Source organism: Lysinibacillus sp. GJ-1, from assembly GCF_021166035.1.
GTDB classification, from domain to species: domain Bacteria; phylum Bacillota; class Bacilli; order Bacillales_A; family Planococcaceae; genus Lysinibacillus; species Lysinibacillus sphaericus.
On the sequence record NZ_CP088912.1, the window covers coordinates 76,178 to 101,469 of the forward strand.

At 38.3% G+C, this 25,292-nt stretch carries 21 protein-coding genes, 2 tRNA genes and 2 pseudogenes; 22 read left to right on the forward strand and 3 right to left on the reverse strand.

Annotation, left to right across the window (positions count from 1 at the left end):
- The first annotated feature begins 49 nt into the window (after nucleotides 1–49).
- From spoVG to LO754_RS00415, 15 genes are all read left to right on the forward strand, one after another.
- Nucleotides 50–352, forward strand: coding sequence for a septation regulator SpoVG (gene spoVG / locus LO754_RS00345; protein ID WP_024362590.1), 303 nt, complete (start codon nucleotides 50–52; stop codon nucleotides 350–352).
- A gap of 273 nt (nucleotides 353–625) precedes the next feature.
- Nucleotides 626–1,996: a bifunctional UDP-N-acetylglucosamine diphosphorylase/glucosamine-1-phosphate N-acetyltransferase GlmU gene (glmU, locus tag LO754_RS00350; protein WP_024362591.1), complete on the forward strand. Its 1,371-nt coding sequence runs from the start codon at nucleotides 626–628 to the stop codon at nucleotides 1,994–1,996.
- 24 nt (nucleotides 1,997–2,020) lie between these two features.
- Nucleotides 2,021–2,980 carry a ribose-phosphate diphosphokinase gene (locus LO754_RS00355; RefSeq protein WP_024362592.1) on the forward strand — a complete coding sequence of 320 codons (960 nt, stop codon included), beginning with the start codon at nucleotides 2,021–2,023 and terminating at the stop codon, nucleotides 2,978–2,980.
- Nucleotides 2,981–3,461: 481 nt separating this feature from the next.
- Nucleotides 3,462–4,052, forward strand: a complete 591-nt coding sequence (locus LO754_RS00360) for a 50S ribosomal protein L25/general stress protein Ctc (protein WP_229388160.1) — start codon at nucleotides 3,462–3,464, stop codon at nucleotides 4,050–4,052.
- 212 nt (nucleotides 4,053–4,264) lie between these two features.
- Nucleotides 4,265–4,828, forward strand: coding sequence for an aminoacyl-tRNA hydrolase (pth, locus tag LO754_RS00365; protein WP_231785366.1), 564 nt, complete (start codon nucleotides 4,265–4,267; stop codon nucleotides 4,826–4,828).
- Nucleotides 4,829–4,888: 60 nt separating this feature from the next.
- Nucleotides 4,889–5,116 (forward strand): anti-sigma-F factor Fin, encoded by a 228-nt coding sequence (locus LO754_RS00370; RefSeq protein ID WP_024362594.1) that lies wholly within the window; start codon nucleotides 4,889–4,891, stop codon nucleotides 5,114–5,116.
- 269 nt (nucleotides 5,117–5,385) lie between these two features.
- A complete protein-coding gene (mfd, locus tag LO754_RS00375; protein ID WP_024362595.1) occupies nucleotides 5,386–8,898 on the forward strand; it encodes a transcription-repair coupling factor in 3,513 nt (1,170 codons plus the stop codon).
- A gap of 188 nt (nucleotides 8,899–9,086) precedes the next feature.
- The gene (gene spoVT, locus LO754_RS00380; RefSeq protein ID WP_024362596.1) at nucleotides 9,087–9,623 is read left to right on the forward strand and encodes a stage V sporulation protein T; all 537 of its coding nucleotides are present in this window, start codon (nucleotides 9,087–9,089) and stop codon (nucleotides 9,621–9,623) included.
- 160 nt (nucleotides 9,624–9,783) lie between these two features.
- A complete protein-coding gene (locus tag LO754_RS00385) occupies nucleotides 9,784–11,403 on the forward strand; it encodes a polysaccharide biosynthesis protein (RefSeq protein WP_231785367.1) in 1,620 nt (539 codons plus the stop codon).
- Between the two features lie 9 nt (nucleotides 11,404–11,412).
- Nucleotides 11,413–12,876 carry a bifunctional methyltransferase/pyrophosphohydrolase YabN gene (gene yabN / locus LO754_RS00390; RefSeq protein WP_231785368.1) on the forward strand — a complete coding sequence of 488 codons (1,464 nt, stop codon included), beginning with the start codon at nucleotides 11,413–11,415 and terminating at the stop codon, nucleotides 12,874–12,876.
- A gap of 4 nt (nucleotides 12,877–12,880) precedes the next feature.
- Nucleotides 12,881–13,171, forward strand: a complete 291-nt coding sequence (locus tag LO754_RS00395) for an RNA-binding S4 domain-containing protein (protein WP_024362599.1) — start codon at nucleotides 12,881–12,883, stop codon at nucleotides 13,169–13,171.
- 266 nt (nucleotides 13,172–13,437) lie between these two features.
- On the forward strand, nucleotides 13,438–13,737 hold the full coding sequence (gene yabP / locus LO754_RS00400) for a sporulation protein YabP (protein ID WP_004229167.1): 300 nt from the start codon (nucleotides 13,438–13,440) through the stop codon (nucleotides 13,735–13,737).
- Nucleotides 13,734–14,225: a spore cortex biosynthesis protein YabQ gene (yabQ, locus tag LO754_RS00405; RefSeq protein ID WP_024362600.1), complete on the forward strand. Its 492-nt coding sequence runs from the start codon at nucleotides 13,734–13,736 to the stop codon at nucleotides 14,223–14,225. The genes yabP and yabQ overlap by 4 nt, the downstream gene beginning before the upstream one ends.
- 16 nt (nucleotides 14,226–14,241) lie before the next feature.
- On the forward strand, nucleotides 14,242–14,646 hold the full coding sequence (locus tag LO754_RS00410) for an FtsB family cell division protein (protein ID WP_024362601.1): 405 nt from the start codon (nucleotides 14,242–14,244) through the stop codon (nucleotides 14,644–14,646).
- A gap of 134 nt (nucleotides 14,647–14,780) precedes the next feature.
- Complete coding sequence (locus LO754_RS00415; protein ID WP_024362602.1) at nucleotides 14,781–15,209, forward strand: S1 domain-containing RNA-binding protein; 429 nt, start codon at nucleotides 14,781–14,783, stop codon at nucleotides 15,207–15,209.
- Between the two features lie 181 nt (nucleotides 15,210–15,390).
- Here LO754_RS00415 and LO754_RS00420 read toward each other — a convergent pair whose 3' ends face one another.
- The 3 genes from LO754_RS00420 to LO754_RS00430 all read right to left on the reverse strand — a co-directional run bounded on the left by LO754_RS00420 (nucleotide 15,391) and on the right by LO754_RS00430 (nucleotide 16,185).
- Nucleotides 15,391–15,639, reverse strand: a complete 249-nt coding sequence (locus tag LO754_RS00420; protein ID WP_024362603.1) for an SND2/TMEM208 family protein — start codon at nucleotides 15,637–15,639, stop codon at nucleotides 15,391–15,393.
- Nucleotides 15,640–16,028: 389 nt separating this feature from the next.
- Nucleotides 16,029–16,097: transfer RNA gene (locus LO754_RS00425), tRNA-Met, on the reverse strand.
- A gap of 13 nt (nucleotides 16,098–16,110) precedes the next feature.
- Nucleotides 16,111–16,185, reverse strand: a tRNA-Gly gene (locus tag LO754_RS00430).
- 370 nt (nucleotides 16,186–16,555) lie between these two features.
- Between LO754_RS00430 and LO754_RS23830 the strand changes: the two genes are divergently transcribed.
- The 7 genes and pseudogenes from LO754_RS23830 (at nucleotide 16,556) to LO754_RS00465 (ending at nucleotide 25,281) form a co-directional block, all read left to right on the forward strand.
- Entirely contained in the window at nucleotides 16,556–17,119 is a 564-nt protein-coding gene (locus LO754_RS23830; protein ID WP_488209308.1) for a hypothetical protein, read from the forward strand.
- 126 nt (nucleotides 17,120–17,245) lie between these two features.
- A complete protein-coding gene (locus LO754_RS23835) occupies nucleotides 17,246–18,949 on the forward strand; it encodes a SpoIIE family protein phosphatase (RefSeq protein WP_488209309.1) in 1,704 nt (567 codons plus the stop codon).
- 28 nt (nucleotides 18,950–18,977) lie between these two features.
- Entirely contained in the window at nucleotides 18,978–20,270 is a 1,293-nt protein-coding gene (gene tilS / locus LO754_RS00445) for a tRNA lysidine(34) synthetase TilS (protein ID WP_231785369.1), read from the forward strand.
- Nucleotides 20,271–20,452: 182 nt separating this feature from the next.
- Nucleotides 20,453–20,995, forward strand: coding sequence for a hypoxanthine phosphoribosyltransferase (gene hpt / locus LO754_RS00450; protein WP_025218332.1), 543 nt, complete (start codon nucleotides 20,453–20,455; stop codon nucleotides 20,993–20,995).
- A gap of 280 nt (nucleotides 20,996–21,275) precedes the next feature.
- Nucleotides 21,276–23,303, forward strand: coding sequence for an ATP-dependent zinc metalloprotease FtsH (ftsH, locus tag LO754_RS00455; RefSeq protein WP_024362607.1), 2,028 nt, complete (start codon nucleotides 21,276–21,278; stop codon nucleotides 23,301–23,303).
- 122 nt (nucleotides 23,304–23,425) lie between these two features.
- Nucleotides 23,426–24,259, forward strand: a pseudogene (locus LO754_RS00460) (aldo/keto reductase).
- A gap of 254 nt (nucleotides 24,260–24,513) precedes the next feature.
- Nucleotides 24,514–25,281, forward strand: a pseudogene (locus LO754_RS00465) (type III pantothenate kinase).
- The last annotated feature ends 11 nt before the right edge of the window (nucleotides 25,282–25,292 follow it).

Here is a 25,292-nt window from a genome sequence, read left to right on the forward strand (position 1 = left end):
GAATATAAATATTTTCATTTAGGCATCTAAGATGAGAGGTGGTGAGAAAATGGAAGTTACTGATGTGAGATTACGTCATGTTCAAACGGATGGTCGCATGCGTGCGATTGCTTCCATTACACTCGACAATGAGTTTGTGGTACATGATATCCGTGTAATTGATGGCAATACAGGCTTATTCGTTGCTATGCCAAGTAAACGTACACCGGATGGAGAATTTAGAGATATTGCGCATCCGATTAATTCAACGACACGTAACAAAATTCAAGAGATTATTTTAAACGCTTATCATAACTCAAGCGACACGCCTGAGTCAGAACAAGCAGCCGAATTAGAAGGAATTGGCGTATAGGTTTTATGAAAATAAATGGTCGTTCAAAGGTTATTTACAAAATAAGGACTTTTTGGCGATGAAAAATAGAAAGAACTCCTCAATGAATGAAGGGTTCTTTTTATTTTTCAAAAAAGAGAAAACGGGCAGATTTTAGTGCATAGCTGATAACAATCGAGCATAAGCCGTGTTTGATTTAGGAATTCACTTTTTAGTCAATTCTACATGCCTTGAAAATAGATGAATTTTGCTATATAGTCATAAGAGAAAATGAGCGTATTGGAGGACTTACTGATGAGCAATATTTTTGCTGTCATTTTGGCTGCAGGTCAAGGTACACGTATGAAGTCCAAATTATATAAAGTGCTCCATCCAGTATGTGGGAAGCCCATGGTACAACATGTAGTGGATCACATTCAAACGTTAGATGTCGAGCGCATCGTAACGGTTGTAGGACATGGTGCAGAAAAAGTAAAACAACAACTTGGCGATAAAAGTGAGTATGTTTTACAAGCTGAACAACTAGGTACAGCACATGCAGTACAACAAGCAGAGTCAATTTTAGGTAGCGAGCAAGGAACAACATTAGTTGTTTGCGGTGATACGCCACTTATTCGTCCTGAAACGATGAAAGCGTTATTTGAGCATCATCTAGCAAATAATGCAAAAGCGACAATTTTAACAGCTGTTGCTGAAAATCCAACTGGCTATGGTCGTATTTTACGTGGCGATAATGGACAGGTGGAACAAATTGTTGAACAAAAAGATGCAAGTGTAGAGCAGCAACGAGTAAAAGAAATTAATACGGGGACATACTGCTTCGATAACAAGGCGTTGTTTGAGACGTTAAAGCTTGTGAAAAATGACAATGCACAGGGCGAATATTATTTACCTGATGTAATTGAAATTTTACAAAAACAAGGCGATATCGTTGAAGCATATGTAACCGATGATTTTGAAGAAACACTCGGTGTCAATGACCGTGTGGCATTGTCACAGGCGGAGACATTAATGCGTGCACGTATTAATGAACGTCATATGCGTAATGGTGTCACAATCATTAACCCAACTGCTACTTACATTAGTTCAGAAGCAGTCATTGGACGTGATACTGTTCTACAACCTGGCTCTATGATTGAAGGAGCAACGGTAATAGGAGAAGATTGTATTATTGGCCCAAATTCACAAATTATTGATAGTCGTATTGGTGACCGTACTTCAGTACATTCCTCTGTTGTAAGAGAAAGCACTGTAGCGGAAGATACAGCGATTGGACCATTTGCACATATTCGTCCACTATCTGATATCGGTAGCCATGTTAAAATCGGTAACTTTGTAGAAGTGAAGAAAAGTACACTAGGTCATGACACAAAAGTATCCCATTTAAGCTATATTGGAGATGCTGAAATAGGAAATAACGTCAATGTTGGCTGTGGTTCTATTACAGTGAACTATGATGGGAAAAACAAATTCCAAACAATTATTGAAGATGATGTATTTGTAGGATGTAATACTAACTTAGTAGCGCCAGTGAAAGTTGGAAAAGGTTCATTTATTGCAGCAGGATCTACAATTACAAAAGAAGTTCCTGAAGATGCGCTAGCAATTGCTCGTGCAAGACAAGAAAACAAACCGAATTATGTAAGCAAATTAAATTCAAAATAATTATCAACTAAACAGGAGGCCATCATGCCGTATCAATATGCAAACTCACAATTAAAAATATTTTCACTCAATTCTAATAATCCACTTGCCCAAGAAATTGCGCAAGAAATGGGAGTTGAATTAGGGAAATCTTCTGTTAAGCACTTTAGCGATGGAGAGATTCAAATTAGCATTGAAGAAAGTATTCGTGGTTGTGACGTGTTTATCGTGCAGTCAACTTCTGCACCTGTAAACGAACATTTAATGGAGCTTTTAATTATGGTAGATGCTGTAAAACGCGCATCTGCACGTACAGTTAACGTTGTAATGCCTTACTATGGTTATGCTCGTCAAGACCGTAAAGCAAAAGCGCGTGAGCCAATTACAGCTAAATTAGTGGCAAACTTACTTGAAACGGCTGGTGCAACACGTGTTATCGTTTTAGATTTACATGCACCACAAATCCAAGGTTTCTTCGATATTTTAATCGATCACTTAATGGCGGTACCTTTACTATCTGATTATTTCAAATCAAAAGGTATTCCTGCTGAGGAAATCGTAATTGTTTCACCTGACCATGGTGGAGTAACGCGTGCACGTAAAATGGCAGAACGTTTAAAAGCACCAATTGCAATTATTGACAAACGCCGTCCAAAACCAAATGTTGCAGAAGTGATGAACATCGTTGGTAATGTTGATGGTAAAGTGGCAATCTTGATTGATGATATTATCGATACTGCAGGTACAATTACGATTGGCGCTGATGCATTACGTGCTGCGGGTGCAAAAGAAGTGTATGCATGTTGCTCACATCCAGTACTGTCTGGTCCAGCTATCGAGCGTATTGAAAACTCTGCGATTAAAGAATTAGTAGTAACAAATACAATTCAACTTTCTGAAGAGAAAAAATCACCAAAAATTACAGAGCTTTCAGTAGCTAAATTAATGGCAGATGCAATTTCTCGCGTTTACGAAAACAAATCAGTAAGTACTTTATTCGATTAATTAAGTTCAGTTCATAATGTTTTTCTGGATAGATGCATTTTTATAAAGTAAAAGGCGGCGCATTCCATCGAAGGAAAGTGACCGCCTTAGCTTAGCAAAAATATATATATTATATTTATTTTAAAGCTTTTAAAATGGTTATCTGCAACGCTAGAAATACAAATTATGGGATTTATTTTAGTTTTACGTAAAAGAATTAGCATAATATGTGACAAAAAAAGGACAAATCTACATTTGTGAGTAGATTTGTCCTTTTTGCGTAGCGGTTATGTGTGAAGATTTTCATTAAGGGGTATAATAGTAATTGTTACTGCTTAATATCTGCATTCATATGTAAAATGAATGTAAATATTATAAAAAATTTCAGCGTTGTTAAAAACTCTTAACAGAACGAATAAATATTTATATTAAAATTCTGTAAATAGGTTGCGACTACGGTGAAATAAATCATTAATTTTTCTTGGAAGGGGAAGGTATAGATATGAGTACCGTGTTAAGTGTAAATAAGCGCGAAACTGGGCATCGTTCGACATTAACCCAACTTAGAAAAGGGGGAGCCATTCCTGCTGTTATTTATGGCTACAAACTAGATTCAACCCCAATTTCTATTTCAGCGAAAGAATTTAGGCAATTCGTTCAAAAAAATGGGCGTAATGGTGTTATTCCGGTGGAGTTAGATGGTGAACGGGTAAATGTCGTTGTATCAGAAGTACAAAAATGTACACTGAAAGATGAAGTGAATCATGTTGATTTTTTAGCAATTAATATGACTGAAGAATTAGAAGTAGATGTTGCAGTAACACTTATTGGAGAATCCGTTGGTGTAAGTGAAGGTGGCATTTTAATGCAGCCAAACTTAGAAGTAAGAATTAAAGTAAAACCTGCTGATATTCCGGAAACATTAGAAATTGATATTACGAAACTAGCAATTGGAGAATCTATCATGGTAGCAGATATTCGTAATCAAGTAGATTTTGAAATTGTGAACGAAGATGATCATATCTTAGCAACAATTATGGCACCAACTGTATCGGCAGAAGATGAAGAAGTCGAAGAAAGTGTTGAGGCATAAGGTTAAATAGACGTTAGTAGGGAAGGCTATCGAGGAAGTCGTAAAAGACGGACTTGATAGTCTTTTTTTTTATTGAAAAAGCGATAATGATATTAATGGTGAATGGATTTTTAGCATATGGATAATTGTTCAGAAGTGGTATGAACGAAATGCTTTCTTAGAGCGCAGTATGGTAAAATAATGACTATTAGATTGAAAGAAGTGAGGTACTTATGAAAATTATCGTTGGTTTAGGAAATCCAGGTAAACCTTATGAGCATACAAGACATAATATTGGCTTTGATGTCATAGATGCATTAGCGAAAAAGTGGGATGCACCATTAACGAATTCGAAATTTAATGGCATGTATGCTACTGTACATCGTCCTGAAGGAAAGGTTCTACTTGTTAAGCCTTTAACATATATGAATTTATCAGGGGAATGTGTTAGACCTCTCATGGACTATTTTGATATAGATGTGAAGGATCTAATCGTTATTTATGATGATTTAGATTTAGAAACAGGCAAATTGCGTTTGCGTCAAAAAGGCAGTGCGGGCGGGCATAATGGTATTAAATCGCTAATTCAGCATTTAGGAACACAGGAATTTAACCGAATTCGTATTGGTGTGAGTCGCCCACCAGTAGGCATGAAGGTAGCGGATTATGTGCTATCTAAGTTTTCTAAAGAAGAGAATATTATTATGGCTGATGCTATTGATAATAGTGTTCATGCAATAGAAGCGTCTCTTTCAAAACCATTTCTTGATGTGATGAACCAATTTAACGGTGCATAATCTTTTTCCTAAATGTCTATACTTTAAGTAGTAAGTTGCTTAAAGGAGGATGATTTGGAGATGGCAATTCGCTACCGGTGTAGGCATTGTGAAGTAGAAATAGGAACACTACCATTTGATGCAGATGATACAATTCGAAAGTTGCATATTTTTGAGTTAGGTGAGGCAGACGATTATGTTGAAAAGAATCAACATGGTGAAACAACCGTCCACTGCATTTGTGAGCAATGTGAGGATTCGCTTAGACAATATCCAGATTATCACGCACTCAATAAATGGATTCAATAATTGGAAGGATGCTTTGGCGCACAATGTGTGCGTCCAAAGCTTTTTCCGTTTTTATTTTTTGAAGCACATGGTTACACTGCTTTTAATAATATGAAAAAAATCGATACAGATAGAGAATCATCTTTTTAAACTAAAAGTGAACTAACTAGGACAATTACACAAAGGTGAACATGATAATTAGACAATGGGAATGTGTAATAGTGTACTAGATTAATAGTATAAAACACATTGAATAATTAGAATTTTCGCACTGAAAGGAGCTTTTGACTGTGGAAGTTTTACGACAGCTTGTGTCGCAGGACAAACATATCACATCATTTTTACAGGAGATTCAGAGCGGCAATACAGCATCACAGCTTATTACAGGTTTAACAGGAAGCGCACGACCAGTTATGGTTGATGCGTTATTTGAACATGTGCAAAAACCCATCTATATTGTGTCACCCAATTTATTGCAGGCGCAAAAGATGGCGGATGAGCTTGTTGGGTTATTAGGAGAGGAACATGTTCACTATTACCCAGCCGATGAATTTATTGCTGCTGACTTAGCAGTTGCCTCGCCAGAGCTTCGAGCAGAGCGTATTGCGACGCTTGATTGCCTTGCGAGAGGTGAAAAAGCTGTTTATATTATCCCAATTGCTGGTTTAAGAAAAATGATGCCGCCAAAAGAGCAGTGGATTCATTATTTTTTACAGACAGCAGTCGGAGACGAAGTACAAATTGAGGAATGGTTACAGACGCTCGTAGCTATGGGCTATGTTCGTAATTCAATGGTAACGACACCTGGGGAGTTTGCGTTGCGTGGAGGGATTTTGGATATTTATCCGCCCTATTTAGAGGCGCCGATTCGAATTGAGCTATTTGATACAGAAGTGGACTCCATTCGTACATTTTCTGCGGATGACCAGCGTTCGATTGATAAATTGCGAGAAGTGCGTATTTTACCAGCATCAGAAGTAATTTTGACAATGGAAGAGCGAATTGCTTTAGCAGGTCGATTAGAAAGTGCGCTAGCGACAAGCTTGAAAAAAGTTAAGAAGCAGGAGACAAAAGAGCTGCTGTATCAACATATTCAGTATGATATTGAATTGTTGCAACAAGGGAACTTACCTGACTTTGTAAATAAATATGGCTCGTTGCTATATGATAAAACAGCTTATTTAGGCGACTATTTTGCACAAAATGGCATTGTATTATTTGATGAGCTAGGTCGTATTCAGGAGGTAATGGATGCCTGGGAACGTGAAGAGGAAGAATGGTTTTTATCGTTAATTGAAGAAGGGAAAATGGTACATGATGTGAAACCAGCCTTTTCTTTAAAGGAAATACTGGCGATGCTGTCGCAGCAGAAGCTTTATTTCTCACTATTTTCTCGTACGTTTGCGGGTATTACCTTTTCTAAAACGACTAATTTTTCATGTAAACCGATGCAACAGTTCCACGGACAAATGGCATTATTACAAAGTGAAGTTGAACGATGGCAGCTTGGGAAATTTACCGTTCTAATCGTTGCTAGAGATAAAAACCGTGTGAAACGTGTACAGGAAATGCTTGAGGAATATGATATTCATGCAACAATTGGAGAGCCTAATGAACCAGGTTTGTACATTGTAGAAGGCGGATTATCGAGTGGTTTTGAACTACCATTGCAACGTTTGGCAATTGTGACAGAGGATGAATTATTTAAACAACAAGCAAAGAAAAAATCACGCCCTCAAAAGATGACAAATGCAGAGCGTATTAAAAGCTATACAGAAATTAAAGCTGGCGACTTTGTCGTGCATGTGCATCATGGGATTGGGAAATACATTGGTGTAGAAACGCTAGTAGTTAATGGCACACATAAGGATTACTTGCATATACGCTATCGTGCAGACGATAAATTATATGTACCTGTGGAGCAAATCGATTTAATTCAAAAATATGTGGCATCTGAAGACCGCGAACCGAAGCTACATAAATTAGGTGGAGCAGAGTGGAAAAAAGCGAAAGCAAAGGTTTCCTCCGCCGTACAAGATATTGCAGATGATTTAATAAAGCTATACGCCAAGCGAGAAGCAGAAAAAGGGCATGCTTTCGCACCGGATAATGACGATCAACGTAATTTTGAGGCATCGTTCCCTTATGAAGAAACTGAGGATCAGCTTCGTTCCATAGTGGAAGTGAAACGTGATATGGAACGTGAACGACCGATGGACCGCCTTGTATGTGGTGACGTAGGTTATGGTAAAACCGAAGTAGCCATTCGTGCAGCTTTTAAAGCCATTCAGGACGGTAAACAAGTTGCCTTTTTAGTGCCTACGACGATTTTAGCGCAACAACACTACGAGACAATCCGTGATAGATTTCAGGATTTTGCTATCAATGTCGGCTTATTATCTCGTTTCCGTACGAAAAAAGAGCAAGTAGCGACTTTAAAAGGATTAAAAGAAGGGCAAGTAGATATTGTAATAGGGACTCATAGAATCTTATCTAAAGATTTAACGTTCCAAGATCTTGGCCTATTAATTGTAGATGAAGAACAGCGTTTTGGTGTTACCCATAAGGAAAAAATAAAACAATTAAAAACGAATGTGGACGTTTTAACATTAACCGCAACGCCTATTCCGAGAACGTTGCATATGTCTATGGTAGGTGTTCGTGATTTATCGGTTATTGAGACACCTCCTGCCAATCGATTCCCAGTACAAACCTATGTTATGGAGCATAGTGGGGCACTTGTGCGCGAAGCTATTGAGCGAGAAATGGCGCGTGGTGGTCAAGTATTTTACTTATACAATCGAGTAGAGGATATGGCACGTAAAGTTGAGGAGATTCAAATGCTTGTCCCGGAAGCGCGTATCGGCTATGCTCATGGCAAAATGACGGAATCGCAATTGGAATCTGTGATTTTAGCCTTTATTGAAGGGGATTATGATGTTTTAGTAACGACTACAATTATCGAAACAGGTGTTGATATTCCGAATGTAAACACACTGATTGTCCATGATGCAGATCGCATGGGCTTAGCACAGCTTTACCAATTACGTGGCCGTGTAGGTCGCTCAAATCGAGTGGCATACGCTTACTTTATGTATCAACGTGACAAAGTACTTACGGATGTAGCTGAGCAACGATTACAAGCGATAAAAGAGTTCACAGAGCTCGGATCTGGATTTAAAATTGCTATGCGTGATTTATCCATTCGAGGGGCTGGCAATTTATTAGGTGCGCAACAACATGGCTTTATTGATTCAGTTGGTTTTGACTTGTACTCCCAAATGCTAGAAGAGGCCATTGCAGAGCGACAAACTGGCGTGAAAAAAGAAGAGAAACCAGAGATAGAAATTTTACTCAACGTGGATGCTTATATTCCTGATGCGTATATACCAGACGGCTATCAAAAAATTCAGATGTATAAGCGCATTAAAGCGATGGACCAAGTGGATGAATACGAAGAAATTATGGAAGAATTACAAGACCGTTTTGGTGATTTACCAATTGAAACAGAACGATTGCTGCGTATTGCACGCATGAAGATTTGGGGATTAGAAATGGGCGTTTCTTCTATTAAGGAAAAGCAAAAGGTCATCTCCATTTTGCTATCTGAGGAAGGTTCAGCCAAGGTGGATGGAAGTAAAATTGTAAGCGAGACGATGAAGTTTGAGCGAGCTGTTGGCTTCGGTATGGATAGTATGCAATTGATATTGACAATTGATGAGCGTAAATGCATAAAATACCATCATTTTGATATATTAGAAGAAATAATGCAGATTATTGCAAATTCCAAAAAAAATATGTGAAAAAAGGCTGAACTTGTTGACAAATTGGCAAGTTCAGCCTTATTGTATGAAAAGACAAATTTTTATTAAAAAAAATTAATGTTGGATTCATAATCCTTTTCGTTCATTTTTTGCATAGATTGTCTCAAGAAAAACCATACTATTGTTGAAGAAAAATTTTAATGAATACGAAAGCGAGGCAGTTTAGCATGAAAGCAACAGGAATTGTTCGTCGTATAGATGATTTAGGACGTGTGGTAATACCAAAGGAAATTCGTAGAACGCTACGTATTCGTGAAGGTGACCCGTTAGAAATTTATACGGACCGTGAAGGTGAAATCATTTTGAAAAAATATTCTCCAATTAATGATTTAGGAGAATTCGCCCGTGAATATGTGGAAACATTATATGAAACACTAGGCACGCCGGCATTTGTAACAGACCGAGACGAAGTAATCGCTGTTGCAGGGATTGGTAAGAAGGAATACATTAATCGTCGTATTACATCCTTTGCGGAAGGTTTTATGGACGAGCGTTCAACAAAAATTGAGAAGATGGAAACAACAATTGAAATTGTTCCTGGACAATATGAGCAAGTTAAATCCTATTGTGCAACACCAATCATGGTGAACGGGGATCCTATTGGTTGTATTATTGTTTTATCTAAAGTACATTTTGTTGGCGAAGTAGAAGTAAAAGTTGTGGAAACAGCTGCTAACTTCTTATCAAAACAAATGAATAATTAATGAACATCGAAAGTTATTGTCATAACTCTTTTTAGGGTGAACAATAACTTTTTTTGTATACATAAAGCATTGCTGATAGCAAAGATTGTTCAGGTGAGCGTCAAACTTTTGAGGTATGCTATACTATTGGCATTGTTAAACGAAGGAAAGAGGACAATGTATGTCGGAACGATTTGGTATGAAAAGTTACATGAAGGGTGCAGCATTATTAACCATTGCGGCACTCATTGTGAAGATTTTAAGCGCAATTTATCGTGTGCCTTTTCAAAACCTTGTAGGTGACGAAGGATTTTATATTTACCAACAAGTGTATCCTGTAATATCCATATTTGTAGTATGGACATCGAGTGGTTTTGCTGTAGCAATTTCCAAAATGCTAGCCGATAATGATTGTGTGGTCGATGTGGAAGAACGTACACAGAGAAGACGAAGCATTATGCGGATTATATTTCGTTATTTAACGATACTCTCCTGGGTATTTTTTATTGCATTATTTGCTGGTGCGGACGTCATTGCGAAAATGATGGGAGATGCAAATCTTGCTCCTTTATTACGGACGGGGTCATTTATTGTATTGGTTATGCCGGCACTTGCTATTTTTAAGGGAGGCTTTCAATCCAGAGGGATCATGGAGCCAATTGCTTATGCACAAGTTTTGGAACAAACGGTAAGGGTTGCTGTTATTTTGACCGGTACATTTATCATAATGGCGACGTCAAAATCTCTCTACGGTGCTGGTCAAATGGCGATTATCGGGACCGTTATTGGAGAAGGCGCAGGCTTATTACTAATTGCGTATCTCTTTAGAAAACGCTTTGGTTCATTTATAGGAAAACAGCAACAACGCTTAGCCAGTTTTCCAGTGTTAAAAGAAGTGACACTACTAAGTTTAAGTGTAAGTATGAGTAGTTTATTACTGCTTGGTTATCAACTAGTCGATTCTTTTACTATCTATTCGCTATTAATAGATAGCGGGATGGACCATACGATAGCGAAGGAAACGAAAGGGATTTACGATCGTGGACAACCATTAGTGCAACTTGGTGTTGTCATCGCTGCCTCATTATCTCTAGCAATCGTTCCGCTCGTTGCCCATATGTCAAATAAGCAAAATGGACGTAGTGCGTTGCCATTTATACAATTGACATATAGAGCTTCTATATTATTTGGCTGGGCTGCTTCACTAGGGTTAATATTAGTGATGCCTTATATAAATACAATGCTGTTTAAAACAGATGCATTATCGGAAGTACTGATGCTATATGTACTCCAAATTGTACCGTTGTCTATTATTTTGACATTTACAGCGATTTTGCAAGGTTTTGGGAAATTAAAAAAGCCAGCCCTGTTTTTAATGACAGGTTTTTCGTTGAAAGTGCTGCTAAATGTGTTCACAATTAGGACATTAGGTGTTTTAGGTGCTGCTATTGCAAATAATGTGGGTCTGTTGTTCACAGCGTTAGCGCTTGTTTTTTACTTAAAAAAATTAACGGGTATGCAATTAGCACCTGCTAGTTTTTACAAAAAGATTAGCATTGCATCATTATGTATGGCAATAGCAGTCATACTTTGGCTTCAAATTACCCCATCTTTATTAGATGGTTTATTATCTCAACGTTTAGTGGCAGTGGTTGCTGGTTTTAGTGCGGTTTGTATTGGTGCATTTGTTATGATTACATGCATTGCCAAGCTACGAGTACTGGCTGAAAAAGAATGGTATCTACTGCCTTTCGGTCGAAGAATGGCAGTGTATCAACTATGGTTAAATCGAAAGAAGTAGGTGGAATGAATGAATAATACATTAACAATAATTGGTCTTGGCGCTGGTGATTTCAATCAGTTGCAAATGGGCGTATATAAAAAATTAATGGCAGCCGAAAAGTTATTTGTTCGGACGGTGGATCATCCAGTATTAGATGAGTTAGCTAACGAAGGCTTACAATTTGAAAGCTTTGATGCAATATATGAAAAGCATCATACGTTCCAGCCAGTGTATGAAGAAATTGCACAACGATTAATTGAAGCGACTAAAATTGGAGATGTGATGTATGCTGTGCCAGGCCATCCGCTAGTGGCAGAGCAAACAGTGCAATTGCTAATTCAAGCTGCGGATGAAGGTAAAGTGAAGGTAGTGATTGAAGGCGGACAAAGCTTCTTAGATCCTATTTTTGGTGCGTTAAAAATCGATCCGATTGAGGGCTTTCAATTACTCGATGGCACTAGCTTTTCCATGCATGACATTAATATGCGTCAGCACATTTTAATTGCGCAAGTATATGATACATTTAGTGCATCTGAAGTAAAGCTGACTTTAATGGAAAAATATGATGATGAATATCCGGTAACTGTTGTTACGGCAGCGGGTTCCTCACAAGAAAAGCTTGTAACAGTGCCACTGTATGAGCTAGATCAAAGCGTTGAAGTAAATAATTTAACAACGGTTTATGTACCTCCAGTCACATCACAGGAAGAGGCTTTACGTGATTGGACAACATTCCGCCAAATAATTGCTACTTTACGTGGGCCAAATGGCTGCCCATGGGATCGAAAACAAACACATGAATCACTTAAAAAATATTTACTGGAAGAAGCACATGAATATTTGGCCGCTGTAGATGCAGAAGATGATTTTGCGATGATTGAAGAACTTGGAGATGTGTTACTACAAGTATTTTTACATGCACAAATTGGAGAAGATCAAGGCTACTTCACACTTGAGGACGTGTTGGCGTCCGTTAGTGAAAAAATGATTCGTCGACATCCTCATGTATTTGGAGATGTATCAGTGGAGGATGCAGATGGCGTTGTCGCTAATTGGGAAGCGATTAAGGCAGAAGAAAAGGGTATTAGTGACAAACCACTGCTAGAAGAAGAATACCGCCCGTCATCCGCGTTGCAAACGGCATACAATTATCAAAAAAAGGCTGCAAAAGTTGGCTTTGATTGGCCAAATGTAGAAGGTGCTTGGGATAAGTTTGCGGAAGAGTGGCAGGAATTTCGTCAGGAAGTGGCGAAAGGGTCTAATGGAACACGACTCGATGAATTTGGAGATGTTTTGTTTACACTTGTAAACTTAGCGCGCTTTTATAAGCTATCACCAGAAGAAGCAATGTTGCATGCAAATGAGAAATTTGCACGACGTTTTGGTTATGTTGAAGCGAAGGTAAAGGCGAGCGGTCAGCCATTTTCAAATTATACACTAGAACAATTAGATGCTTTTTGGGATGAAGCCAAGCAGCTTGAGAAGGAGTAAAAACATGCGATTAGATAAATTTTTAAAAGTTTCACGATTAATCAAACGACGTACGTTAGCAAAAGAAGTCGCTGACCAAGGTCGTATTACTATTAATGGTAAAGTAGCGAAGGCTAGTAGCAGTGTGAAGGCTGGCGATGAATTAGCGATTCGCTTCGGTCAAAAAATTGTTACAGCACGTGTGGAAGAATTACGTGATACAGTGAAAAAAGAAGATGCAGCAAAGATGTTTACAATTTTAAAAGAAGAGCGTCTTGAAAAGGTTGAGCCTGAATTTATTGATGATGAGGACTAATAAAAATTACTTTAGTAGAAACCTGCGCTAATGTAGGCGGGCAAAACGCTAGCTAAAAAGACGAGAAGGTGCTAGTGATAATATATAGTTGTGCAGGATTGCCAACAATTTGAATGGCAGTTTTGCCAAAGTGTCATGGATAGCAGTGTAGGTAACGTTGTAAATTTTTCTTCTTAAAAGTAAGGCAACTTCCATAAAGTTTGTCATGCTTTGAAGGTTGTCCGCATAAAGTGAACAGAAGCTAGGACGACTAAAGGAGGAAAAAAATGACGCTACATCAAGAAAGTAATCGTTACACAATTCCATCTGGAGAGCATATTTTAACGATTCGTAATCGTAAAAGAATGGACATGACTTCTGTAAAATCAATTGAACGCTTTGATCAGGAAGAGTTTTTTATCAAGACGTCCCAAGGGCATTTATTGATTCGTGGAGAGGAACTGCATATCGTTCACTTAGATGTTGACAAAGGGTTATTGACACTTGAAGGAACTGTAAAAACCTTGCAGTATGACGAGGAGGAAAGTGGCTTCTCGAAAGGTTTCCTTCATAAATTGTTTGGATGATTGTTAGTCAGCAATTCGTTCAGCTATTAGTCATGGTTGTGAGCGGTATAGCAGTGGGATTTATAATTGATAGTGTAAGGCTCATAGTTTTTTCAACTCCAAAAAAGTCAAGCCTCCGAAAGTGGATGATGGTGTTAGAGCTACTGACATGGATTCTGCTTGGAGGGTTAACGTATTATTTATTATTTTGGCTAAAAGATGGCGCGTGGCGGGCTTACGACCCGCTAGCGCAGATTGCTGGTATATTTTTATATCAGACTTTTTTTCAAACCTTTTTACGTTTCATGGCACGCATTGTAGTGAATATAACATGGAGACCTTTTTGGTTTATTGTCCGATTAATAATCGCTATTATTCGACAAATATTACAGATATTCATTAAAATTGCTGCGTTCGTCTTAAGGCCTTTTGTCAAAATTTATTCGTATTTGTCCTACACTTTATTAAAAAAATTTCGATATATCAAGTATAATAAAAGACAACAATAACTTCGGAGGTGCGGGCATGACTAGACGTCATTCATCAAAAGATGAACAGAAAAACTACACCAAGCTTGATAATGACTATGTCCGTAACACGGATAAGGCTATAAATCGTAAAGTGCAATCGCGTAAACGAAAAATGCGTCGTATTGTCTTTTTTGCGATTGCGCCAGTCGTTATCATCGCCTTTCTCTTAAATATACTTGCCCATCAGTCTGAAACGCTAGCTACAAAGGAAAAGAAAAAAGAAGAAGCCAATCAGCATTTGATGAAGGTAAAAGAGGAACAGGATTCACTCAATCTTAAAATTAAACAATTAGAAGATGATGAGTATATTGCAAAGTTATTGCGTAAAGAGTACTTCTTATCTGAGGAAGGCGAAATTATTTTCATTATGCCAGATAAGGAAGATAAAAAAGACGACTGAAAAGCTATGTATTGTTGACACTCTTTTTTAGTTATATATAATGAAAAGAGAAACTTATTGAAGTAAAAAGTTTGATTAAATTGATTACATGGCTCAAAAGAGTCGCTTAATTTTTAAGGAGGAGCATTTTTTTTATGTCAATTGAAGTAGGCAGCAAGGTACAAGGTAAAGTAACAGGAATCACAAATTTTGGAGCATTCGTTGAGCTGCCAGACGGCAAAACAGGCTTAGTACACATCAGTGAAGTTGCTGACAATTATGTAAAAGATATCAATGAGCATCTAAAAGTTGGAGATGAAGTTGAAGTAAAAGTGATGAATGTTGAAGCGGATGGAAAGATCGGTCTTTCAATCCGTAAAGCAAAGCCTCAAGCTGAGAGACCAGAGCGTCCTCAACGTCCGCGTCGTGACAATCGTTCTAACGATCGTAACGAACGCCATCAGCCGAAGGAAAACTTTGAGCAAAAAATGGCACGTTTCTTAAAAGATAGTGATGAGCGTTTAGCAACATTAAAACGTGCTACAGAGTCAAAACGTGGTGGTCGCGGGGCTAGAAGAGGGTAGTTTGCTGACTGTTTTAATCGTAGAAAAAGTGTATTAAATAGAACGGAGATTAGCTTTTGTTTATGACAAAGGCTAATCTTTTTTGGTTTAAAGTCTATAGAATATGTATATTTGGAATGATAAGGGTCAAAAAAAAAACGTAATTCCAAAAGATTGAAACTACGCAAATAAAGAAAACACCTTATAATGTTGAGGTTGGTCTTTTCTTCTTCTTAGGAGCAGGTGCAGGTTGCTCCTGTGTTGTTTTAACTGTCTTTTGCGCTGGCTGGGACACCATTTTTACAAGTAAGTACACGCCGTATACGCTTACGACTAGTCCAGTAAGGAGTAAAAATATTTGTATGGCAAACGGTAAGTTAATGAGTATGGATACGAGAATAATCATGGAGCCACTCCCGCAAATTAAAGCTGCTTTCGTTAATAAACTCAAAGAAAGGTAACCTCCTAATAACATGTGCATTTTATCATAAGTATGCCATAGTTTTGGCAAAGAGGCATACGAAAAGTGCTGATGTAAGTTGGTAAGGCATTATAGCCAATTAATATGGATGTTGATTTGCACTGAGGATGGACTTGCCATGTGATGCTCAACAAGTACTATCAGTTCTTGTATACAAAAGGTTTCACTTCAGTATTGTTAAAAACACAAAAAAATAAAAGGCATCAAGGAGTTAAACTTCACTCTTGATGCCTTTTATCGACAATTTAAACGGCTTAGAAAATACTTCTAAGCCATTTTGCAGTATGACCCCTACGGGATTCGAACCCGTGTTACCGCCGTGAAAGGGCGGTGTCTTAACCGCTTGACCAAGTAAATTATGGTGGCAGGGGATCGAACCCCCGACCTTACGGGTATGAACCGTACGCTCTAGCCAGCTGAGCTAGGCCGCCGAAATGTTATTGGAGCGGAAGACGAGGTTCGAACTCGCGACCCCCACCTTGGCAAGGTGGTGTTCTACCACTGAACTACTTCCGCATTTCTTTTTAAGGACAAGTTAAATAATACAATCCATTAAACCAAGTGTCAATATTCTTTATGAAAAAGTTTAATAAAAATCTTAAAAAAATGAAAAAGCATCTATTTGCATGAGAACAAACACCATGAGCGCATGAATATCAGCGCAAAAAATGACGTTAGCACCATAAAAACACGTAATAATAGAATATTCTGAAAAATATTTACTGTAATTTTGCACAGTATCCTATTTTTTAGTACTTGCTGACAATTAACGTATTTATGCATATGTATTCGTCGAAATGTTTATATTTTTTTTTGCCATCGTCAGACAATCTTTCCACACATAATTTCTTATAATAACGAAAAAGTGTAGAAAGGGGATTATGTAATGACTAGTGTTGAATGGTATGAAACAGCGAATGTAGACGACCAAAAATCGGGGGCAAGAAAAAGGCAATTGCTGATAGGTTCCCTATTTTTCTTAACATCCTTTTTTTTAGCTCAATCTGTGGTGTTTGAAGCAGCTGTACCTTTCTCTGTCCCGTTTTGGGCGATTATTCGCAGTAAATATAAAGAGTATGCGAAGTTCGTCTTAATAGGCGGTTTAATAGGCTGTTATTTCCTTGGTTTTGGACAAGTCCTCATTCTAGCATTACAAATAGGCATGTACGAATGTATACAACGTTTCCGATATTGGCAGTTACCTCAAAGTATTGCCGTTTCACTTGCAGTACTTATCGTACAAGTATTATGGCAAGGAGTAATGCACCAAGGGCTTCCGCCAGTGCTTGTACAATTTTATGTAGGATGTGAAGTAGCTTTAGCGCTCATTATGACGTTATTTATGCAAGTGCTTTTTGTTAACTCCTATGAGTGGTTTACAAGCCATTGGACATATGAACGGCTAGGCTCAGCATTAGTTGTATTTGCGGCTATGCTTACGGGGATGTAGGCCGTCGTCATTAGCTATTTTTCTCTACCCATTTTTTTATTACAACTACTTATTTGTTTTGGTGCATCGGTGGGAAGTGTGCCGCTAGCTACTGTAATAGGAGCGGTATTAGGAGCACTTATAGGTGTGGCAAAGTTATCTTTTACAGGGATGTTGTCGGTTGCAACCTTAACGGGGCTTTGTGCAGGTATGGGGGCTCGTGCAGGGAGATTTGGTGTAGCAATTGGTAGCATTTTGCCGAGTGTGTTTTTTTTATTTTATGACGCAACGTTGCCATTAGATAGCGTGTACTTCACGTCAATTGCTATAGGCAGTTTGCTTTTTTTAGTTCTTCCTAAAAGCTATTCAGATAAAGTGCGTAACAAGCTTTTTCCACAACGTGAAGAAGTGTTATTAGCTAGGCAACATTGGTTGACAGAACATGTTACATTTAAGCTAGAGCACTTTCAACATTTCGTTCATTTCATGAAAGAACTTGTATTTGAACGCTTTATGAAGGCCCCTGTAGCAGTGAAAGAAGAAGTGGCTCCTATGAATACATGTTTAAGTTGTTTTCGCCATGATCGGTGCTGGGGAGCGCAAAATAATGGCATGGACAAGCTTATGACAGATTGGTTTCATATGAAAGGTGTAGGGAAAGAATCGTCTATCCACCGTGTGGAAGAGCAAATTCGATATAAATGTGTTAAATCAACAAAAATTTTCGAGGAATTGGAGACGGAACTGTATAGGGAGCGTATTAATGGACAGTATTTTCATGGTAAAAAAATGATTGCCCTTCAGTTACGCGATATGAGTAATCATCTTAGTCAGTTAATTGCAGAGATGAAAGAAGAAACAATCTCTTTCGTCAGCGTAGAGAAGGATATTATTCAACGCTTGAAGGATGCTCATATCGAGTGTTTTCAGCTTGATGTGCTGAGCAATAAGGCGGGAGCGCGAAAAATCGTATGTGCACTAGCTCCTGCACGTGTTAATTGGGAAGAGGATACAACAGTAGCAGAGCGTATGATTTTGCCAATTTTATACGATATTTTTGAAGAACCGTTTGAAATCGATAAAGTTGTTGCGTGTGATGTACCATTTCGTCACATTCAAGTAAGCTTTAGATCAGCTATTAGCTTTGAAGTAGAGTATGATATATATAGCATGTCAAAAGATGCAACGCTATATTCAGGTGATTCACACGCGCTATTCCAACTGCATCCAGGGTTATTTGCCATATTGTTGTCTGATGGTATGGGACAGAGTAAAGAAGCACAGCATGAGAGTAGAAAATTGATTCATTTAATGCGGGAATGTTTGAATTTCAATATGAATCCGGAGACCGCGATGCATACCTTACATTATGTGATGTCTCTTAAGCAACAGGATGATATGTACGCTACGCTCGACTTTGCTCTAGTCGATTTACAACATGGCGATTTATGGTCGTGGAAGGCGGGGGGCATGTCCACCTATATTTTACGAGGCAAAGAGGTATTGAAAGTAGAGAGTAACGCAGCACCTGTTGGGTTTTTGTCGATTTCGGCGGTTGAAGCTGAAAAAAGAAAGCTCAAGGCGGGCGATGTTATACTAATGCATTCCGATGGCCTGTTTTCAAGTATTGCCGATTGGGATGAGCAAGAAGAAGCCTTTTTAGCATTTGCACAGCAGGTAGCAAGCACAAATAAAACCATACAAGATAAGTTAACAACAATCATGCAGTCCTTCCAATCGTACTATGCAATAGAGGATGACTGTACGGTATTGATGTTAGAGGTTACCCACGTCGTGCCAACATGGGCTGTATTTAAACCGGCTCAATATTCCATGAGTAAATCTTCGTAAAAAGAAACGAAAAGGGGAGGAGAAGCGTTTGTCATTTGAATTAAAGGTCAAACAATATATTGATGAAGAGCAATTATTACAGCAAGACGACCATCTTCTCGTCGCCGTTTCGGGTGGTGTAGATTCAATGGCACTACTCCATTACTTTGTGAAAGCTAAAGAGCAATGGGGCATTGAGGTCGAGGCAGTGCATGTCGATCATATGTTAAGAGGTGAGGCATCCGCTGAGGATAGAGCTTTTGTCCAACGCTATTGCGATAAATATGGCATTAGGTTGCATGCAACAGCCATTCCCATTCCAGAAATTTTAGCACTGGAAAATGGCAACTCACAGTTAGTTTGTCGTAGAGAACGCTATCGTTATTTTGCAGAAGTTATACATAAAACGATGGCAACCAAGCTTGTAACTGCACATCATGCGGACGATCAACTGGAGTCAGTATTAATGGCCCTGACGAAAAATGCTACGATGAATAGTATGCAAGGTATTCGTCCAAAGCGAATTTTTGCAGGAAAATCATTAATTCGTCCGTTTTTAACGGTTACAAAGTCCGAAATAAGGGAATATTTACGGAAGCAGGGTTTGAATTATCGTGAAGATGCGAGCAATCTGAAAGACTCCTACGTAAGAAATCGTTATAGACACCACGTAGTACCCCTATTGGAGGCGGAAAACCCACGTGTAGCTGAGCAGGCGAGTCGATTTACAAAGCATTTGCAAGAGGATGATGCGTACTTAATGACACTTGCACAAGACATATTTTCAAAAACAGTAAAAATATACAACGAAAATATGTATAGTATGGAGATAGAAGCATTTGAAATGGTAGCACCTGCTTTACAAAGGAGGCTCATTTTAATACTATTAAACTATCTTTACAAAGATTCAAATACGATACAAAGTTATGCTATCTTAACTTCGCTTTTAAAGCTTTGTGAAACAACATCTGGGTATGCAGAAATTCACTTACCAGAAGGTTTTATGGCAGTTCGCCGTTATGGCAAATTGACGATTCAGAAAAGCGAATCATTAGAAAGTGAAATTTACCCTGAAAAAGGAATTGTTTTAACTGCTAATGATAGGACAACATTAAAAAATGGTGTCCGTCTATCTGTCGTTAAGCTGTCTGAATTAGCATCCGAATTGCTTACGGATAGTGCACAACTTTTTTACTTTAACGCTAATAAACTTACACTTCCACTCTATATTAGGGCACGTAAGGAAGGAGACCGAATGCTGTTAAAAGGAATGGATAAGCCAAAACGTTTATCTCGCCTTTTTATAGATGAAAAGATTCCTTTAAATGAGCGAAATAGCTGACCGTTACTGATTTCTCAATCTAACGAGGTCGTAGCGGTAATTGGTGTGCGTATGGGTGTTTATTTTTCAACTACACCGCAACCAAGCGATGATACAGTGCTCATCGTAGACTAATGGTCTTTGTAAAATATTTCACCTACATACAGGTTGAAAATTTTTGATACACACGAGGAGGAATCAATATGTTACAAAATGACATCGAAAAAATTATGATTACAGAAGAACAACTGCAAGAAAGAATCGCTGAGCTAGGTGCCCAATTGACAGAGGAATATCAAGATTCATTCCCGTTAGCTGTTGGCGTACTTAAAGGCGCGATGCCCTTCATGACAGACTTAATGAAACGTTTTGATTCTTTTATTGAGCTAGATTTTATGGATGTATCTAGCTATGGTAATGCGACTGTTTCATCTGGTGAAGTGAAAATTTTAAAGGATTTAAACACAAGTGTTGAAGGTCGTGATGTATTAATTATCGAGGACATCATCGATAGCGGATTAACACTAAGCTATTTGGTGGATTTATTTAAATACCGTAAAGCAAAATCCATTAAAATTGTAACGCTTTTAGACAAACCATCAGGGCGAAAAGTAAACCTTGCTGCTGATTATGTTGGCTTCAAAGTTCCCGATGGCTTTGTTGTTGGCTATGGTTTAGACTACGCTGAGAAATACCGTAATTTACCGTATATTGGTATTTTAAAGCCGGAAGTTTATTCATTTTAATGCCTTAGCCCACTTGGATTAAAAAGTGGGTACAAGTTAATGCCTCCAGCGGATGACTTAGTTAAAAAACAATTCTCTTTCGGACACATCGAAAGCTGCGCCAAAAGAGAATTACCGGTTGCAAATTCGCTGGGATTGTAATTAGTGGGAGTAAATATGTTTAGATTTCGACAAAATTCGAACGAAACTTTTTTTAAGTAAGGCTTTTCGTTGTATGATGAAATCATGATATGTTAAGATTTTACTTATAATTTTTCTGTTTGTAATGAGGAGGCTGGAGATGAATCGAATATTTCGATATACCATATTCTATTTACTGATTTTCCTAGTGATCATTGGTATATTTGGTACTTTCAATGGCGGTAAATCGCCGACGAAAGAAATTACTTACCCAGAGTTTTTAGAAGCTCTTGATAAGAATGAAATTACAGAAGCAAAAATTCAACCTGATAAATCAGTATATATTGTTGAAGGTTCCATGAAAGGTTATGAAAAAGGCGAAAGTTTCACAGTGAACCTTCCCCGCGATAACCAATCATTGATGGATCGAATCGATGAAGCTGCTAAGGATAAGAATAGCAATATAGATTTCTTGAAAGCACCAGAAACGAGTGGATGGGTACAGTTCTTTACAGGTATTATTCCATTCATCATTATCATCTTCTTATTCTTCTTCCTAATGAGTCAATCTCAAGGTGGCGGCAATAAAGTAATGAGTTTTGGTAAAAGTAAAGCTAAGCTTTATGATGACCAAAAGAAAAAAGTTCGTTTTACTGATGTAGCGGGTGCAGATGAAGAGAAAGCGGAACTTGTAGAGGTCGTTGATTTCTTAAAGGATCACCGCAAATTCACTGAAATAGGTGCTCGTATTCCAAAAGGTATCTTACTTGTAGGTCCTCCAGGTACAGGTAAAACATTACTTGCTCGTGCAGTAGCAGGTGAAGCTGGCGTACCATTCTTCTCGATTTCAGGTTCTGACTTCGTGGAAATGTTTGTCGGTGTAGGTGCTTCACGTGTGCGTGATTTATTCGAAAATGCGAAGAAAAATGCTCCATGTATCATTTTCATTGATGAAATTGATGCTGTAGGTCGTCAGCGTGGTGCTGGTCTTGGCGGTGGTCACGATGAACGTGAGCAAACATTGAACCAATTATTAGTTGAAATGGATGGCTTCGGTGCAAACGAAGGGATTATTATTATCGCGGCAACAAACCGTCCAGATATTTTAGATAAAGCGTTATTACGCCCTGGTCGTTTTGACCGTCAAATTACAGTAGGACATCCTGATGTAAAAGGTCGTGAAGCCATTCTAAAAGTGCATGCTCGCAATAAGCCTCTTTCGGATTCAGTCGATTTAGCAGCTGTAGCACAACGTACACCAGGCTTCTCGGGTGCGGATTTAGAAAACTTATTAAACGAAGCTGCACTTGTAGCAGCACGTAAAAGTAAACGTACGATTAATATGGCCGATATCGATGAGGCATCTGACCGTGTTATTGCAGGTCCAGCGAAAGCGAGCCGCGTTTACTCTGCAAAAGAGAAAAAGCTTGTATCCTTCCATGAAGCGGGTCACGTTGTTGTTGGTCTAGAGCTTGATGAAGCAGATACAGTTCATAAAGTAACAATCGTACCACGTGGTCAAGCGGGTGGTTATGCGATTATGTTACCGAAGGAAGAACGTTTCTTCACAACAAAACAAGAGCTGTTAGACCGTATTGCGGGACTTCTTGGTGGTCGTGTAGCTGAAGAAATCGTGCTAGGTGAAGTATCTACTGGGGCTCATAATGACTTCCAAAAGGTAACAAGCATTGCACGTGCAATGGTTACAGAATATGGTATGAGTGAAAATCTTGGTGCGATGCAATTTGGGTCAAGTCAAGGTGGGAATGTATTCCTTGGTCGTGACTTCAACTCTGATCAAAACTACTCAGATTCAATTGCTTATGAAATCGATAAAGAAATGCAAAAAATTATCGATACGCAGTATGAACGTACTAAACGTATTCTGACAGAAAAACGCCATTTACTTGATTTAATTGCGAATACTTTAATGGAAAAAGAAACATTAAATGCGCAAGAAATCGAACATTTACGTGATCATGGTGTTTTACCAGAACCTGAAGCGGTGGAAAACGTTGTAGAACAAGCGCCTAAAGCTGAAGCACAACCAACTTTAGAAAAAGTCGGTAAACCTGTTCTTGAAAAAGAATTGCTAAGCGAAGCGCCAAATCCAACAACAGCGGATTTACCAAAAGAAGGTTTCGACCAAAAGGATGCTCCTAAAGGGATCGACGAAAAACGTGATTAATCACATAAAAGACTGCTTATGAAATTTTCATAAGCAGTCTTTTTCTTTGCTTTTTTTTTGCATGAAGCATTACGATGTAAATAGTATGTTATGCATCTGCATAATGGATAGGAGTGTTGAACATGGAAAACGTAACATTGAATAATGGACTAGAAATGCCTTTAGTAGGCTATGGTGTATTCCGTGTACCAGATGGAGATGATTTGGCTGATGCTGTTAAAACAGCTATCGCAAAAGGTTATCGTAGCATAGATACTGCACAAGTGTACCGTAATGAGGAAAGCGTTGGGCGAGGAATTCGCGCAGCAATTGATGAAGGTCTAGTTGCACGTGAGGAGCTTTTTGTAACTTCAAAAGTTTGGAATGACGGACTTTCTTATGAAGAGACACTTGCCGCATACGCTAGCAGTTTAGAAAAATTAGGTTTAGATTATTTAGATTTATATTTAATTCATTGACCAGGTTTAGATACGAACTATATTGAGGCATATAAAGCGCTTGAAAAAATTTATCAGGACGGGCGTGTTCGTTCCATTGGTGTCAGCAATTTTCATGTACATCATTTAGAACATTTATTAAAAGAAACAACGGTTATTCCTGTTATCAATCAAATAGAATTTCACCCCCATCTGACACAGGAAGAAGTACGTAATTATTGTAAAGAACATCGTATTCAAGTTGAAGCATGGTCACCATTAATGAATGGTTCTTTGTTGGAGGAAGCGTTAATTCAACAGTTAGCAAGTAAATACAACAAAACACCAGCACAAATCGTTTTGCGATATGATGTTCAACATGGTGTTGTAACAATCCCAAAAACAATGACACCATCACGTATGACTGAAAACTTAGATGTTTTTGATTTTGCATTAGCTGATGAAGAAATGGCACAGTTAGATGCTATGAATGACGGCTTACGTTGCGGACCAGACCCTGAAAAATTTAATTTTAAATAATGGTTACGGAGCTACCTTCTAAAATGTAGGGTGGCTCCTTTTGTCGTAAGTAGTAATGCTATTTCATTGGCTTAAAAGTGTGGTATCATTTTCTAAAGTGTTCAAACTTTATTTGGTGTTCAGCGAAGCGCCTTCTTAAACTGAAAATAAGCGCCTCTAGTTCGATGAAGTGAAGTTACACAAACAAACGTTTGTTGATAGTAATGAAACTCAGTCGGTTTCATGGGGGCGAATTTGATATGGAGGCATCGGCCATGATTTTAGTATTGGATGCAGGAAATTCAAATATTGTATTGGGAGTCTATGATACAAATGATCAGCTCGCTTTTCATTGGCGAATGGTTACGGATCTTCATAAAACGGAAGACGAATATGCGATGCAAGTACTCGCTTTTTTTAACCATGCAGGCATTTCATTTGAACAAATTACTGGCATTATTATATCCTCGGTTGTACCGCCGATTATGTTTTCGTTAGAAGCAATGTGCAAAAAATATTTCCGGAAAAAACCATTGGTCGTTGGACCCGGTGTAAAAACAGGTTTAAACATTAAATATGAAAACCCACGAGAGGTTGGTTCAGATCGAATCGTAAACGCTATAGCAGCGCTCGATGCTTATAAAGCACCGTTAATTATTGTGGATTTTGGTACGGCAACAACATATTGTTATTTGAATGAAAAAGGCGATTATATGGGCGGTGCTATTGCTCCAGGCATTTCGATTTCAACAGAGGCACTTTATACGCAGGCAGCTCGATTACCACGTATTGAAATTCTTCGATCTACACATATTGTTGGAAAAACAACCGTTTCTGCGATGTAGGCCGGCATTTTTTATGGTTTTGTTGGACAAGTGGAGGGCATTGTTAATCGCATGAAGGCACAAAGTAAAGAAGAGCCACTTGTTATTGCAACTGGAGGATTAGCCAATTTAATTGCTGGGGAGACGCAAGTGATAGATGTCGTTGATCCATTTTTAACATTAAAAGGTTTATATAAGTTATATAAACGTAACCAATAAGAAAAGAGGGA